The following is a 15,855-nucleotide window of genomic DNA, read 5'->3' as shown; positions in this document are numbered from 1 at the left end:
TGTATATGAGATGTTCCATCTACGATAAGGTTTTGTCCACTAATAGATCCTCATTTCTCTGAATATCAAAATGCATGAGTATGAGAAAACTCTTCTGGATCGTAAAACCAGTTTGATGATTCTTTTTGTTTGTGTGCATGAATAATTTCATTGATAGAAGCACGATTAGTTTTTTCTTTCCTTAATAAAACGCGTAAAAATTGATTAGTCTACAAACGAATAAAATATTACTAATAATTACATTACCAAGCCATTATTTTTTTTGCAATGCTTACAACTTAAGGAAAGAAAAGAAGAGTGTTTTCTATTAACTTCATCTTCTTTATTTAAATTTCTATAGGGAGGTAGAAGAAATTTTAAATAACAATTTGCAATTTATAAATTATTTTTGCAGCTATTTAAAAGGAAATTGGAACTTTAAAAATGGGAGTTGTTTTGTTTATTATTCAATTGAACTCTTAATAATGCAAACTTTATAATTTATAATGAATCATCTCGTATGTTGAATGAGAAATTTGAATACAATAAGATTCTTTTAGCTCAAACTCATCTAATATAATAAAAAATATTTACTTACATAATTCAAACGAGAGTAATATGTGGATAAAAAACATTAAAAAAAATAAATAGAAGTGTTTCTATGAGCTATTTTAATACAAAAGCATGAATTTTTTTCACAATTAATAAAAATAATTATTACCGATTTTGTACCTTTATGAAACTATGAAAAATAAAGGAGTTAAGAAAAAGATAAGGAAATAGAAAACATGCTTTATCATTCTTAGAATGATACGTTGTTTGATAAGCCATTACGCTTCTTTAGGGTTATTGCTTAGGATATCAAAGAAAACCGCATGCCAATTATCCCAACCTTTGAAGTACAAAGCTACAGTTGAAAAAAAAGCATTCTATGATGAGCCATTAAAACAACTGGAGAGAGAAAGTGGAAAAAATATCTTTTTCCACTTTCTTATTTGTTATTGGATTCGACCACTTGCATGAGCAAGCATAGTATAAACTTTTCCGGTATCTGATATCAAGTACTTGCGAACTGAGTTGGAAGAGCCAGAACTGCGCGATATATCACGTAAGAGCTTTTCGAAATCTGTAACATATTGATTCACTGAACGTTTAAACCCAAAATCGCTCATATATTTTTTCTTAATCATTTCAAATATTTTTTGTCCATTTAAGGTATAAAGGCGTTCTGTTACGATGTTTTTTTGTCCACGTTGATAATGATCCCATAGCTCAACAATGGCATTGTGATTAATAGCTTGCACTATACCAGAAGCTAATGAATTAAGAGAGCAGTTTGCAGGAGATGGTTTTGTTTGCACTGATGTTAAAACATCATCACTAGGGGGAGCATCATAAAATGTTTCTTCACGTGAAGCTCTTTCTAAGAGATTTGATACCCATTTATTTGGTCTTTTTTTGCTTTGATCTTGTTGCAAAATAGGCTTAGGTGGTACAATCTTTTTAACAGACTCAGTGGAACTGTCACTTTTTTGATTAAACATTGATGATGTAGGAAATGCTGACATTAGCTGTTTTTGTGCGCTCTTTTGATCATTTTGTATAACACTGACTAAATCTTGTAACGCTGTAATCTGTTCATTCAAAGCTGTGCGAATTGTTTGCGTTGTTTCTTTTGTTTTTTCTGGAAGTTTTTTTACATTTTCATTGATATCATTATTAATCTTTGAAAGCTCTAAACGAACTTCATCAGCGGAGCGACGTATATCTTCTGCTGCTTCTGAAAAACGCGTTGATGCTTCACTAACAAGCTTATTAAGTGATTGTTGGAATGAATTTGTGGAGTTACGCGCATTCTTATCAGAGCGTTCAAGTGCTAAGTTGAAGATTTTTTCATAATGCCCAATCATTTGATTAATTTCATGAGACTTTGAAACAAGAGCATCGCTTAATACAGAAAGCGTATTATGTTTTTCTTCAAGTGTTGCACTAAGTGAATTTTCAGACTGTTCAAGAACATGAATAGTTTGGGAAAGTGTCTTTGCATGTTCACCAAAACTGCTCGTTATATGATTAATTTGTTCAAAGGTACTCTTTGAAAGTCCTTGCAGAATTTCAACATTAGTATTGAGCGCTTGATTTGAAGCTGACAAACGCTCTGCTACTTGGTCCGTGTTGCGGAAAAAATTATTCGTACTCTCATTAAACTGCCCATCAATATTTTGAACAGCCGATAATAAAACATTACTATTTTCGTGAAAATTGTAAATTGATTGATTCAACTGTGTTAAGATGGATGAGACATTATTAACAAGCTCTTCCTTCATAATCGTTATTGTTTGAAGTGTTTCAGAGTTAGCTTTGGTTAAGCTATTCACTAAAGATTCATTATGTGCATAAATTCTTTGTTCAGCATCTTGTGTGGAAAGAGAGAGTTGTTCACCGATATGCTGTGTTAAAGAATCAATTGATTCTGTCGTATTTTGCGCTGCTTGATTTAAGTGATTTGTAAGCTCTGTTATTTTTCCAACATGTTGTGAAATTTGTGTTGTTGTTTGATTTCCAGCATCTTCCAGACGGCTCGTTACATCAGAGAGCTGATATCCTAAATTATTTTTAAGATTTTGCATAGAGTGATGAAGAACATCACAGCGTTCATTAAGAACTTGTTCTATTGCTGTTGTTGATGTGTGAATAGTTTCATTCAATAATGCTTGTGCATTATGGCTGGCTGTTGCGAAAGCTTCGACAGTATGCGCTGTTTGTTCAGACAGAACTGACAGAACTTTTTCACTGGTATCATAAACAGTTTTTTTGACATTTGATACAATGCGATTGCCTGATTCTGAGAGAATATTTTCTGCTTGTGCAGTAACATTTGTAACAGATGAAAGAATTTGTTCACTCGTAGAAGAAAGAATATCAGAAGCTTTTATAATCTTATTATGCAGGTTATCTGTCACTGTATTAACAGAGTCTTCTAAGGTTACACGCATATTGTCAACACTGCTTTCCAGCGCTTGTTGAATTATCTGACTTTGCTCATTATTAATCATGAGAGACGTTTTTAATGTGTCAGAACGTTCCTCAATAACAGATGTTTGCATATCAATGGCTTCACAGATTTGGCTAAATTTTTCAGATAATGTTTCCTCTAGCGTTGTTGTCCGTTCAAAAATTTTGTGTGCACGATCTTCTAGATCTGTATCGAATGATTCCATACGTGTTTCAAGGGTTTCAAAGAAAACACCACTCGATTGAGAGAGCGTATTCTTTAAAATTTCGGCATGGCTTTCAAGGTTTTTGATATGATCTTGAACCGTTTCAGTAATGTTTTTATTATTGGCGACAATTGCACTCTCAACTAAATCTATTTGTTGTTTCAATGCAACATCGACACGTATATCACTTTTTGCAATGAGATTATGGATTGTTTCCATGCGTTGTTCAAGTGTGCGTGCTTGATCGGCAAGAACTTCATTGAGAGAAAAACTATTAATCGCTAAAGAATCGCGCAGAGCATCGGCACGGATATCAATATTTCTCGCTTGTGCTTCTAAAGCATCTTGGGTTGTATTACAACTTTGTACAATGACATCTTGTAACTTTTCAGTGCATTGAATGATGTTTGTAATATGATTTTCAGCTTGTTTATCAACGACTTGAACATTATCAGCCAAAACTTTTTCAATATGAGAAGTATTTTGGGACAAAACATCAATTTGATTTCTTAATGTATCCGCAATTTTATTTTTCTCGTTATCGAGCATGTCTGCCATAAGAGCTCGTTGATCAGAAAGTTGTACTTTAAAATCTTGTGAACGTTCTTGTATGATATCAACAATGGCATTGTCGACATATTGAATTTCTTCTCTCAGACTTTCCTTACTTTTATCAATTGCAGAAAGAATAGCTTCACGTCCATTTGTAAATGCATGGGTAATGTCTGCTGTTTTTTCTTGGAGGTTCTCATTTATTTTCAAGACATGAGCTTCCAAGAAGTTACCAAGTTTTTCAGCATTATCCTCTAAAGCCTGACTGCGTTCTATAAAGGAATCAATGATGGAATCACTATGTTCTTTAAGAGAAAGATCAACAGTTGCTAAACGTTGTTCAAAGGCTCCAATTGCTTGCGAAGTTACGTTATCAAATTTAGAAGAGAGTTTATGTGCTTGGTCGTCGAGCTTTAAGATCTTCTCATCAAAATTCTGTAGAGATTGATTATTACGATCAATAAGAGCTTTATCCAAGGCTTTAAACTTTTCATCGACAGCGTGCAAAGTTTGATCTGTTACTGCTTGTATATGTGTTGCAATTTTAGCAACATGTACTTCCGCTTTTTCAGCTGTTTCATTAAAGGTTTTTTCTATTTGTTTTTCATTATGATCAAATCGTTTTGCAAAACCATCAAAGTTTTTTCCTAATTCATGAAAAAATTCCGTGTTTTTCTGCTGAATTTGTGTTGTTGTTTTGTTAAATTTTTCAACAAGTTGATTTGTTACGCCATCACCGGCATAGGAAAGTTTTTCAACAAGGTCTTCACCTTGTTTTTGTAAAGTTTGAGAAAGGGTTTGTGCAAGCTTTTCAACATTGGTCACAATGTTAGAGGTAACCAAACCAAATTCATCACTCAGTTGTTCTTGGGTTCCTTTAATTGTTGATTGTACGCGATCTGCGTGATTCAAAATGGCTATGCGTTCATTACTCAATTCTTTGATTAATGTGTGAATGCGTGATTCATTCTCAGCATAGGCTTGTTCTAGATTGTGAACTTCACCTTGTATGATTGCTTCAAGTTCAACAGCACGTCCGAGGGTACGTTCAATACCTTCGTTCATTGCCGCTACTTCTTCACGAATGGTTTGCCCTATAGCAATAGCTTGTTTTTCAGATAGATGTTGTGGTTCACTAAGGCGCTGTGCAGCATTGGTCATAAGAAGCGCAATATTATGCAAGTCGTTTGAACGTTTTGTTAATTGAGCAACGCCCCAAGATATAAGGATAGGAATTGCTGTTCCGGCTGCTACAGCAAGTCCTGTTGGGGATGTAACAAAAGTGCTGATATTGGATAAGGAGCTGAGTCCGGTAGGTGCGAGTTTATGCGCAATAAAAGCTCCTCCCGTTGCCCATAAAGCACTAAGCGCTGTTGTATACCAGTAGACTCGAGAGGAAGAACGCTGCTTGAATGGTCCAAAATTTACAGGGGTTGTTATATCATCATTTGCAGGAAGAAGTTTTGTAGGCAATAATGTATTATGAACAGTTCCACCTGAAATATCAGGTGAAGGTTTTGGAGCAAAAAGCTGTTCAACAACGGATTTATCAACAACAGCTTCATCATGAATATTAGAAACAAAAGTTGACGTACCGTTTTCAGCAAAAAATTCTTCTTCTGCCATTGCAATTTTTTGAATCAGATCATCGACATTAACAACATTTTCAGAATTATTGGATGATATCGTTTCAAATCCTGTGTCATCGAAATCAAAGTTCATAGCTTTTGTGAGGGCTTCTTCAACTTCAACTTCAAATGTTTGCAATTTTGTTCTGCGTGCCATACTCGCCTCGTACTCTTACAGCCGGAAAAGGGATACGTTCTCTTCCACATAATTTCTACATACTAGCTGTTAATTATTTAGAAAGGAATATGCTTAGGGAAAAATTTTAAAAACTTATCAAGATAAAGTTAACGCGGTTTCTTGTACCCTGTTTAAAAATGTTATAGAATATAGTAAAAACAATTTATTATTTAAATCTAACTAAAACAAAAATACTGTTTACAACTTGTGTTTATAGAAAGCTTTATAAGCCGGCAGTCTTTGAAATAAGGACAATTTAATAGCGGTTATATATACAGTAAGGTGCGAATGTCTCTCTTTAATATCGACAATCGTTAATAAATGTTGTTGTCCGCTTACTTTTATTGATTCTAAACGAAGCAGATTCATCATCACATATAGTCTGTAATAGCTTAGGATGTATAAAAGTATGCCTTTGAATTGTAAGCTCATAAAAAAGTAAACGTGGAAAAATTTTTAATTTAATATAGCTTTTCGTAAGTTGTACTTTATTATTGTCTTAAAGAGCTGTTTTTTCTCTAATTTCAGTTGTTTGTTGCTGAATTTTTAAGCTTCTACGTTGACAATTGGATATTTTTCAGTCGATATGCATGCACGAATATTTTATGCAATCTAGATAAAGGTGTAAGAATAATGGCAGAGCGATCACAACACCTGCAAGATGTGTTTTTAAATACGGTGCGTAAGCAAAAAATTTCCCTTACAATTTTTCTTGTCAATGGCGTTAAACTCACGGGTATTGTAACTTCATTTGATAATTTTTGTGTTCTTTTGCGCCGAGATGGACACGCGCAATTGGTTTATAAGCATGCTATTTCTACGATTATGCCTGGACAGCCTGTACAGATGTTTGAGGGTGAAAGTCCTGAGTAAACATATCATTTTAAGATAGACCTCTTATCCCATTTAAAAGTACTTAGATTGCTATGATAAATGAAAATGAGAGATTAGGAGGGGTATTTTCGCAGAATACAGGACAGGTGCGCGCACTTGTTTTGATACCGATTTTTCAAGAAAATAGAAGTGAAAGCTCTTTGAGAGAGTGTTCTATATCTTCTCGTGTTAAAGAATCATTGGGGTTAGCACGTGCTATAAGGTTAGAAGTTGTTAATTATGAAACGATTAATATTGCAACGCCTCGCTCTGCGACTCTCTTTGGAAAAGGTAAAGTAGATGCGTTAACCTGTTATATAGATGAATATTCTATTGAGCTTGCGATTGTAGATCATTTTTTAACGCCAGTACAGCAGCGTAATTTAGAAAAATTGTGGAATTGCAAAGTTATCGATAGAACGGCTTTGATTCTTGAAATTTTTGGGGACCGTGCACGAACAAAAGAAGGAGTTTTGCAAGTAGAGTTAGCGCACTTGTCCTATCAAAAAGGGAGGCTTGTGCGGAGTTGGACGCACTTGGAAAGGCAACGGGGGGGGCGTGGCTTCCTAGGTGGACCTGGTGAGACGCAAATTGAAGCAGATAGGCGTCTTTTACAAGAAAAAATTATTCGTATTCGCCGCGAATTGCAAACGGTTATTAAAACACGTGCACTTCATAGAGCAAAAAGGAAAAAAACATCTTATCCTGTTGTGGCACTGGTAGGATATACGAATACAGGAAAGTCAACTCTCTTTAACCGTTTAAGCGGTGCAGATGTTTTAGCAAAGAATATGTTATTTGCAACGCTTGACCCGACTTTGCGCAAAGTTGTGCTTCCCCATGGAAAAACTGTTCTTTTGTCTGATACTGTAGGGTTTATTTCTAACTTGCCAACGAATTTGATTGCAGCTTTTAGAGCAACCCTTGAAGAAGTGGTTGAAGCGGATCTCATTCTTCATATAAGAGATATGTCAGATCTTGATCATCGAGCACATGCCCAAGATGTTTTAGAAGTGCTTTCAAGTCTTGATATCGATATTGATGATATGGAGCATATCATAGAAGTTTGGAATAAGATTGATATGTTAGATGAGCAAGCATTGAATGTTTTACAAACAAGCGCAAAGACGCGATTAAATCCTGCTCTCATGGTATCAGCACTTAAGGGGGATGGACTCGATCAATTATTAAGAGCCATTGAAAAGCGAATTTTTGGAGAGGTGCAAAGCATTGAATATCTTTTACAACCTCATGAAATGTCGCTTATTGATTGGTTTTATGAAAACTCTGCGGAAATAGTGCAAGAAGGGCATGATGATGGGTCTATTACCATTAGAGCGGTTGTTACTTCTGAAGCAAAAAAACAACTAGAGAGCCTCAAAAAAAATATGAATTAAGTTCTTTAAAGCTATTTTTGAACATTTGTTCTTAAATTTTATATTTTTATTATCTCAAAATAATATGACAGCAAGTTAAGAGGATAGTTACTACTTTCTCTTAATAAAACAATATGAAGAAGTATTTTGCTGGTTAAAATAAAGATGAGTCTTACATGTAATAAAAGACTATTCGTACGTACCGTATGGCGAAGCATTTTGATTGTTTTGCTATTACAAATGCTATGTGTATCTTTGATTTGGTTGTATTATTTTGTCCAGCCTCGTGGTTACCAAGCAACTTTAACATTTTCATTATCTGATTCTGTAGGAAAGCCATTACCAATTAAAAAGAAAGACAATGTTATCGCCTTTTTGTTTTCACAGCCTATGTTCTTCAATGATTCGAATTTTTCTTTAAGTGCTTCTTATAAGAAAAAAAAATCATGAAAATATCCGTTTATCGCGTCATGGTGATTTTATCGATCTTACTTTTGAAGCCGAGACACTTGAAGCAGCTCAACGTGGGTTGGAAACTTGGTTTTCCGCATTTTCACAAGCAATCATAAAACAGAAACAATTCTTGTTAAATGATAAATTAGAAGACAAACAATATGATAATATTGCAATCCTTAATATCGTGCAGGAATTTCGTAAATCTATTGATTCTTTTATTCAGCGTGGTGTAAAACAAACAGAGCTTCATGATCTTTCGATGCAATTAACGCAAGCAACTTTAAAGCGTATTCATTTAACAAGTTTGAATTCAACGATTAACATGATGCGTGAAAATGGGCAGTCTTTACTGTCTTTATCGTTTATTGCAGGCAATTCAGCAATTGCTGCTCTGGAATCTAAACGTGATCTCTTGGAAACACAAAGAGCACATATGGCTGTGCAATTAGGGTGGACACATCCTCAAATTAAAGCGATGACTGCAGAATTAGAGACAGTTTCTCATCAATTAAAAAATAAAATTTTACAAATCGTTTATCAAGTTCATTCAGATGAGGTTATTGCAACGGAATTAGAAAAACAGCTCAAAAAAAGAATGAACTTTTTTGTAAAAGATCAATCCCAATCTTTGAATGAAATATTTAACGAGTTTGAAAATAAAATAAAAGTAGCAGTCGATGCCCAAAATGAAGCGATGAGCAAGTCTGCTCAACGAAGAGAAAAAATTATTGATTCATATCGGAGATTGAGTGATGATCCTCTTCTCTTACAAAATACAAATATCCACGTGGTCACGCCAACAACGTTAGCACCAATTTCTTTTATGGCTCTTTATGGAAAAAATATTCTTGTGAGTGCATTGGTCAGTTTCCTTACTCTTTTGCTAGGAATATTGTTATTCTATCCGTGCTTTAAAAGGAAAAAAGACCAAATCTCAGAAGAGGATTTGAGATCAAAAGAAAATGATCTTAAGAAGAATGAGAGTATTTTAGTCTCTCAAGAAATGAAAAATTTTGAAGCTTTTATTACGATAGAGGGATTATCTGATGTTTTGAAATGGCGTGCTTCAACCATTATTTCAATCATTGGACCAGAAGCTGCACGGACAGCGGCAAAGCTTTCACTTCATCTCACAAAAGAGAACAAAACAATTTTGTTGGTCGATATTTCTGGTCAACAAATAGAGAAAGTCATAGGCCCACATCGCGGACTGAGTGATATTTTAACGGGCAATGCCAAGTTGCATGATGTTATTTACCGTGATTATGATACGGGGGTTGATATTCTTCCTCAGGGGTTAACAAGTGCTATTTCAGCACAAGATTTTTCAAATGATATTTTTCATATATTACAAGAATTTAAAAAAGAATATGATTTTATCATCCTAGAGATGGCAAGCGAACCCAAATATGGGTTTGAGCAATTTGCAGAGCTAACAGACTATTATATTTGTAATACTGTTCTTAATAAACAAGAATGGATGATGCGTATGGTAGACAGCTTTCCAAAGACTGTTTATCACGTTGTAGCATCATAAGCTTCGTAAAAAAGAAATATGTATCGCATGTTATAGTGGTACGCTTGTTTTTTGCTAAAGTTGTAGTACATACTAAAATAGACAAAGAGTTAATGTTTAAATTTTAAAATGCATTTTAGTTGGAGAGAAGCGTGGGGCAATCAGAGATGGCAGTAAAGAGATTAAACAATAGCATTTTAACGCCTGTGCAAAAGGAAAATAGAAAACATATACAAGTGTGGCTTTACTCTATTTTATTGCTTTGTTTGGCAATTGTCTTAGTAGGTGGCGCTACTCGTTTGACGGGATCAGGATTATCTATAACGGAATGGAAGCCAATACACGGCGTTATTCCACCGATTGGTGAGGATCAATGGCAAGAGGAATTTTTAAAATATCAACAAATAGCACAATATAAGCTGCTTAATCCTGATATGACCTTAAGTGCTTTTAAGGTCATTTTTTGGTGGGAATGGGCGCATCGTGTTCTTGGGCGTCTTGTTGGTCTTGTCGCTTTATTGGGGCTCATTTGGTTTTGGGCGACTAAGCGTGTTGAAAAAAATATCTTACTCCCGCTTATTGTTGTACCTATTCTTATCGCCTTTCAAGGCTTTATTGGTTGGTGGATGGTTGCTTCAGGGATTGGGCAAAGTAATTTAACAAGTGTGAGCCAATATCGTTTGGCATTTCATCTTATAACGGCATGTTTTGTTATTGTTTTTGTTACTTATTTATCTCGAGGGCTTGCAGAATATTCAGAAAAACCAGCAAATAAAAAGGTGCAATATTTTGCGGCATGGCTTGTTATTTTCGTCTTGATAGAGATTTATTTCGGAGCTTTGGTTGCAGGGCTTCATGCTGGAAAAGTCTATAATACATGGCCCCTTATGGATGGGCAGATTATTCCTGATGGATTGTTGCAGCATCGTCCTGTTTGGCTCAATTTATTCGAAAATTCCTTAATGGTTCAATTTATTCATCGGTTTTTTGCTTATTTTTTATTGATTGCCTCGGCTATTCATGCTTTCTATGTACAAAAAAATGCTCCACATTCAACTCATTCTCGTCGTGCATTTCTTATCTGTGTTATGATTATTATCCAAGCAGTCTTGGGTATCTTAACACTGTTACATGAGGTTCCGATAAGTTTGGGGCTCATTCATCAAAGTATGGCATTAGTCGTGTTGTGTTTTGTTGTTGCACATTGGCGAGCAACAAAAGGGGCTTATCGCGTTGTTGAATAAAAGTTTGTGGGTAGGGAGGTTTAGTCGCTTGAAAGCATTAAATCGAGGTTTTGGATAGCTGCAGCTGATGCGCCTTTTCCTAAATTATCGAATATGGCGCTGAGATTAAAAATACCTTCACGATCATTTCCAAATACGAACAGTTTCATACCATCTTTATTGGCTAAACACTCTGGATTAAGTCTTTGAAGTGAAGCAGTTTCTTCTTGTGATGCAACTAAAATGGTATTTTGTCCATCGTAATGGTTTGCGAGAATTTCGCGCAAATCAGAACAGTTTGCTGATTTTGTGAATAAATGGCGATGCAGAGGAAGATTCACAATCATTCCTTGGGGAAAACGACCCACACTTGGTATAAAAACTGGGGGTTGATTGATTTGTCCATAGATTTTAATTTCTGGCACATGTTTGTGTTCAAGATTAAGACCATAGATAAAATAATTGTCCTGAATATTTTGTTGAGATTGATTTTCCATTTGTAAAATCAACTGTTTTCCACCACCGGTATAGCCGGAGATTGCATTAATCGAGATGGGATAATCGGCGTCTAGCAGTCCTGCTTCACGGAGTGGGCGAATCAAACTAATGGCACCGGTAGGATAGCATCCGGGATTGGTTATATAATGTGCTGCTTGGATGCGCTTTCTTTGTCCTGCTGTCATTTCAGGAAAACCGTAAACCCAGTCTGGTGCAACACGGTGGGCTGTCGAGCTATCAATAATCCTAATGTTTTTATTTTTTTGAAGCCAATGAACCGTTTCGCGTGCAGCATCATCTGGAAGACACAAAATAGCAATATCGGCTTGATTAAGATAGTCTTGTCGCAGATGAACATTATGGCGATCTTTATGAGCAAGAGAGAGTAGTTTTAAATCTGTACGCCTTTCTAAGCGTTTTTGTATTTGTAGTCCGGTTGTGCCATGTTCACCATCAATAAAAACTTTGGTTAGCATTTTTATTTGCCTTCGTATTAACTTTGCCTATTATATTCAGCTTTTCACATTATAAATTATTTTTAATCATTAAATTATTGAATTTCTTTAGATTATAGATATTTTTTGTAAAAGGTGTAAACAAATAAGAGTGTAAAAAAAGAAATGTAATCTCATTTTTTACTATTCTCGAGAGGAAAGTTTTTCGCTGTTTTTATAACAAAGAATAAGATAAATATTTGCCTCATTATTTTTGAGTGTAAGTAGTTTAAAATGTTTGGTTTGCATGGTTTGCTGTGTTATCGTTCCTTGACTTTATTTTTTTATGTTAGGAATGTGTTTTATGACTCAGCAAGAAAATGACGCACAAAAGCGCTTTTTTAATGATAATTTACAAACTGTTGATGGTGCAATTTTTGACGCAATTAGAGGGGAGTTTGAGCGTCAACAACATGAAATTGAGCTTATTGCTTCAGAGAATATTGTTTCAAGAGCGGTCCTTGAAGCGCAGGGGTCTGTTTTAACCAATAAGTATGCAGAAGGTTATCCAAGAAAGCGCTACTATGGTGGGTGTCAATTTGTTGATGTCGTTGAAGATTTAGCTATTGAAAGGGCAAAACAGCTTTTCGGTGCTGCGTTTGCGAATGTACAGCCTAATTCTGGTAGCCAAATGAATCAAGCTGTCTTTTTAGCTTTACTTCAGCCTGGTGACACATTTATGGGGTTGGATTTAAATGCTGGAGGTCACCTTACGCATGGTTCACCTGTTAATATGTCAGGAAAATGGTTTGATGTTGTTTCCTATGGTGTGCGTCAAGAAGATCAGATTATTGATATGGATGAGGTTGAGCAGCTTGCAAAAGAACGTAAGCCAAAACTTATTATAGCAGGGGGCTCATCTTATCCACGGCTATGGGATTGGGAAAGATTCCGTGAAATTGCAGATGAAATCGGTGCTCATTTACTCGTTGATATGTCTCATATTGCTGGTCTTGTTGCTGGTGGCGTGCATCCTTCACCTGTTCCACATGCGCATATTGTAACAACAACAACACATAAATCGCTTCGAGGTCCTCGGGGTGGTTTAATATTGACAAATGATGAGGCTTTATCCAGAAAAATTAATTCTGCAATTTTTCCTGGTCTTCAAGGTGGTCCTTTAATGCATGTGATTGCCGCAAAGGCTGTTGCGTTTGAGGAGGCTTTGCGTCCCTCTTTCAAGAGTTACAGTGCCAATGTTGTCGCTAATGCGAAAACTTTAGCAAAAACATTACAGGGTAATGGTTTTAATATTGTTTCTGGTGGTACAGATAATCATTTGTTGTTGGTTGATTTACGTTCTAAAAATCTAACAGGTAAACGTGCTGAATTGGCTTTGGGACGCGCTCATATTACCTGCAATAAAAATGGCATTCCTTTTGATTCTGAAACGCCATCTATAACATCGGGAATTCGTTTGGGATCACCTGCTGCCACGACGCGTGGTTTTTTAGAAAAAGAGTTTATTCAAGTTGGTCATCTGATTTCAGAAGTTCTTGATGGTCTTCGGAGTGCAAAAAGTGATGAAGATAATCATGCCGTTGAAATGGCTGTTGAGAAAAAGGTAAAAGATATAACGAATCAATTTCCTCTTTACTCTTATCTTACCACTCGTTAAGGATACAAAGGATGCGCTGTCCTTACTGCCAATATGAGGATACACAGGTCAAAGACTCTCGTCCAGCAGAAGAGGGGGCAGTGATTCGCCGCCGCCGTGTGTGTTCCGTTTGTGGTGGTCGTTTTACAACTTTTGAACGTGTTCAGTTGCGTGAGCTCTTGGTTGCTAAAAAAAGTGGACGATGTGAACCCTTCGATCGTGATAAGTTAATGCGATCAGTTGATGTGGCTGTACGTAAGCGCAATATTGATCCTGATCATATTGAACGAGCAATTTCTGGCATTGTACGCCAGCTTGAAAGTTTGGGAGAACCAGAGATTTCTTCAGAAAAAATTGGGCATCTTGTGATGGAAGCATTGAAAAGAATTGATGATATTGCTTATATTCGTTTTGCTTCTGTGTATCGAGATTTTCGTAATGCAAGCGATTTTCACGATGTTATAGATGAATTGTCAAAGGGTATCGCGGATACAGAATCTCGTTTTGATGAATAAAAAAGTGCAAGATGAACGGTTTATGGCTGCAGCTATTCGTTTAGCAGAACGTCATGTCGGTCTTACAGGTGAGAATCCTTCCGTTGGTACGTTAATTGTGCGAAACGATAATGGTGCTGTGGGGGCTTTTATTGTTGGCTATGGCGTAACAGCTATTCATGGGAGTCCTCATGCGGAAGTGCAAGCTTTACACATGGCAGGTTCTTTGGCTCAAGGAGCGACTGCTTATGTTACTTTAGAACCTTGTGCGCATTATGGAAAAACTTCGCCGTGTGTGAATGCGCTTATTGATTCAGGTGTTTCTCGAGTTGTTGTTGCGCTGACTGATTGTGACAAGCGTGTTGATGGTCATGGTATTGCTCTTTTGCGAGCGGCGGGTATTGAAGTGGTTGAGGGCATTTTAGCTGAAGAGGCTTTTGAATCCTTATGGACGCATTGGTGCATAAGGAAGATACAACGCTGTGCGGTCACTTTTAAAATGGCAATTTCTGCCGATAATGGTGTTGGAAAAAGAGAGAAGGGCAGCGTAAAAATTAGTGGAACACTTTCTCATGCCCATACGCATATTCTACGTGCTCAAAATAATGCTATCCTCGTTGGTATTGGTACTATATTAGCAGATGATCCACAACTCAATTGCCGCTTGCCAGGGATGGAGATGCGCTCACCAATTCGTATTATTTTGGATGCAGATTTATCTATCCCCCTTGATGCAAAAGTTGTCCAAACAGCCATAAAAATTCCTACATGGGTTATTTGTGATGTGGATATTTCAAAGAAAAGCAAAAAAAATGCATTGGAGCAATATGGTGTGTCTGTTTATTCGGTCGAGATGAACAATGGTTGTGTAGAACCCTTTGCTCTTTTACAGATGCTTTATAAACATGGGATTAATAGTGTTTTATTGGAAGGGGGCGTCAAGACAGGGGAAAAATTTTTGAATGCTGGTTGTGTTGATCATTTGATATGTTTTCATACCCCCATTGTTTTAGGCAAAAATCGTATTGAAGCCCCTCATTTTGGAAATTATCTCTCGCAGTTTCATGAGATTGAGACAAGAATGTTTGGAAATGACCGTTTTTATAAGTGGAGACGTAAGACATTATGTTCACAGGAATTATAACGGATATTGGTTGTGTTGAAGATGTTCAACCTTTAAAGCAGGGGATGCGTTTAAAGATTTCTACCCGCTATGCTATAGAAAGCTTAGCAATTGGGGCGTCAATTGCTTGTTCAGGAATTTGTCTGACAATTGTAGAGCGAGGATTAAAGCAAGAAGATTCCAATTGGTTTGTTGTCGAGGCGTGGGAAGAAACATTACGTTTAACGAATCTTGCACAATGGATAAAAGGAACTTTTGTTAATTTGGAACGTTCGCTTCGATTGGGTGATGAAATGGGAGGACATTTAGTTTCTGGTCATATTGATGGTTTGGCTGAAATCATTGATCAAAAAAATGAAGGGGATGCAATTCGCTTTTATTTAAAAGTTTCAAGACAATTTATGCCTTTCATTGTTAATAAGGGATCTATTGCACTTAATGGGACATCTTTGACTGTTAATGGTGTTGAGGATTGTGTTTTTGATGTTCTTATTATTCGCCATACACTTGAAATGACAACGTGGGGACAAGCTAAAATTGGAGATCGGGTCAATTTGGAAATTGATCAACTTGCTCGTTATGCTGCAAAACTTTTTGCTTTAAAAAGAGAAGATGAATAAACCAACACTCTATTGATCGTTTTCAGA

9 protein-coding genes and 1 pseudogene are annotated in these 15,855 nt (G+C 36.2%); 8 read left to right on the top strand and 2 right to left on the bottom strand.

Annotated elements, in window-relative coordinates; all coding sequences use genetic code 11:
- Positions 1 to 977: 977 nt before the first annotated feature.
- A complete protein-coding gene (locus tag ACFIMS_RS09110; RefSeq protein ID WP_375696683.1) occupies positions 978 to 5,537 on the bottom strand; it encodes a hypothetical protein in 4,560 nt (1,519 codons plus the stop codon).
- A 654-nt stretch (positions 5,538 to 6,191) separates the two neighbouring features.
- Here ACFIMS_RS09110 and hfq point away from each other — a divergent pair.
- The 4 genes and pseudogenes from hfq to ACFIMS_RS09090 all read left to right on the top strand — a co-directional run bounded on the left by hfq (position 6,192) and on the right by ACFIMS_RS09090 (position 11,023).
- Positions 6,192 to 6,431: an RNA chaperone Hfq gene (gene hfq, locus ACFIMS_RS09105; protein ID WP_005773461.1), complete on the top strand. Its 240-nt coding sequence runs from the start codon at positions 6,192 to 6,194 to the stop codon at positions 6,429 to 6,431.
- Between the two features lie 53 nt (positions 6,432 to 6,484).
- Positions 6,485 to 7,828, top strand: a complete 1,344-nt coding sequence (gene hflX / locus ACFIMS_RS09100; protein WP_375629395.1) for a GTPase HflX — start codon at positions 6,485 to 6,487, stop codon at positions 7,826 to 7,828.
- 144 nt (positions 7,829 to 7,972) lie between these two features.
- Positions 7,973 to 9,800: pseudogene (locus ACFIMS_RS09095) on the top strand (hypothetical protein).
- Positions 9,801 to 9,946: 146 nt separating this feature from the next.
- Positions 9,947 to 11,023: a COX15/CtaA family protein gene (locus ACFIMS_RS09090; RefSeq protein WP_375696699.1), complete on the top strand. Its 1,077-nt coding sequence runs from the start codon at positions 9,947 to 9,949 to the stop codon at positions 11,021 to 11,023.
- 20 nt (positions 11,024 to 11,043) lie between these two features.
- Here the strand turns inward: ACFIMS_RS09090 and argC are convergent, their stop codons facing one another.
- Positions 11,044 to 11,976 carry an N-acetyl-gamma-glutamyl-phosphate reductase gene (gene argC / locus ACFIMS_RS09085; protein WP_375613064.1) on the bottom strand — a complete coding sequence of 311 codons (933 nt, stop codon included), beginning with the start codon at positions 11,974 to 11,976 and terminating at the stop codon, positions 11,044 to 11,046.
- Between the two features lie 322 nt (positions 11,977 to 12,298).
- Here argC and glyA point away from each other — a divergent pair, with 322 nt between their 5' ends.
- The 4 genes from glyA to ACFIMS_RS09065 are packed head-to-tail and all read left to right on the top strand — an operon-like array spanning position 12,299 to position 15,828.
- The gene (glyA, locus tag ACFIMS_RS09080; protein ID WP_375611569.1) at positions 12,299 to 13,612 is read left to right on the top strand and encodes a serine hydroxymethyltransferase; all 1,314 of its coding nucleotides are present in this window, start codon (positions 12,299 to 12,301) and stop codon (positions 13,610 to 13,612) included.
- An 11-nt stretch (positions 13,613 to 13,623) separates the two neighbouring features.
- Positions 13,624 to 14,106, top strand: coding sequence for a transcriptional regulator NrdR (gene nrdR / locus ACFIMS_RS09075; protein WP_375611570.1), 483 nt, complete (start codon positions 13,624 to 13,626; stop codon positions 14,104 to 14,106).
- Positions 14,099 to 15,229: a bifunctional diaminohydroxyphosphoribosylaminopyrimidine deaminase/5-amino-6-(5-phosphoribosylamino)uracil reductase RibD gene (gene ribD, locus ACFIMS_RS09070; protein WP_375613062.1), complete on the top strand. Its 1,131-nt coding sequence runs from the start codon at positions 14,099 to 14,101 to the stop codon at positions 15,227 to 15,229. Before nrdR ends, ribD begins: the two co-directional genes overlap by 8 nt.
- The gene (locus ACFIMS_RS09065; RefSeq protein ID WP_375613061.1) at positions 15,211 to 15,828 is read left to right on the top strand and encodes a riboflavin synthase; all 618 of its coding nucleotides are present in this window, start codon (positions 15,211 to 15,213) and stop codon (positions 15,826 to 15,828) included. Before ribD ends, ACFIMS_RS09065 begins: the two co-directional genes overlap by 19 nt.
- Positions 15,829 to 15,855 lie beyond the last annotated feature (27 nt).

The sequence above is a fragment of the Bartonella sp. AP331QHHD genome, assembly GCF_042195905.1.
Lineage (GTDB): Bacteria > Pseudomonadota > Alphaproteobacteria > Rhizobiales > Rhizobiaceae > Bartonella.
Note: the sequence above shows the minus strand (reverse complement) of the source record. Positions and strands in the feature narration are given on the sequence as shown.

Excerpts from the sequence above, each read along its gene's own strand:
- ACFIMS_RS09110 (WP_375696683.1), bottom strand. The coding sequence starts at position 5,537 with ATGGCACGCAGAACAAAATTGCAAACATTTGAAGTTGAAGTTGAAGAA.
- ACFIMS_RS09065 (WP_375613061.1), top strand. The coding sequence starts at position 15,211 with ATGTTCACAGGAATTATAACGGATATTGGTTGTGTTGAAGATGTTCAA.
- argC (WP_375613064.1), bottom strand. The coding sequence starts at position 11,976 with ATGCTAACCAAAGTTTTTATTGATGGTGAACATGGCACAACCGGACTA.
- glyA (WP_375611569.1), top strand. The coding sequence starts at position 12,299 with ATGACTCAGCAAGAAAATGACGCACAAAAGCGCTTTTTTAATGATAAT.
- hfq (WP_005773461.1), top strand. The coding sequence starts at position 6,192 with ATGGCAGAGCGATCACAACACCTGCAAGATGTGTTTTTAAATACGGTG.
- ACFIMS_RS09090 (WP_375696699.1), top strand. The coding sequence starts at position 9,947 with ATGGCAGTAAAGAGATTAAACAATAGCATTTTAACGCCTGTGCAAAAG.
- ribD (WP_375613062.1), top strand. The coding sequence starts at position 14,099 with ATGAATAAAAAAGTGCAAGATGAACGGTTTATGGCTGCAGCTATTCGT.
- hflX (WP_375629395.1), top strand. The coding sequence starts at position 6,485 with ATGATAAATGAAAATGAGAGATTAGGAGGGGTATTTTCGCAGAATACA.
- nrdR (WP_375611570.1), top strand. The coding sequence starts at position 13,624 with ATGCGCTGTCCTTACTGCCAATATGAGGATACACAGGTCAAAGACTCT.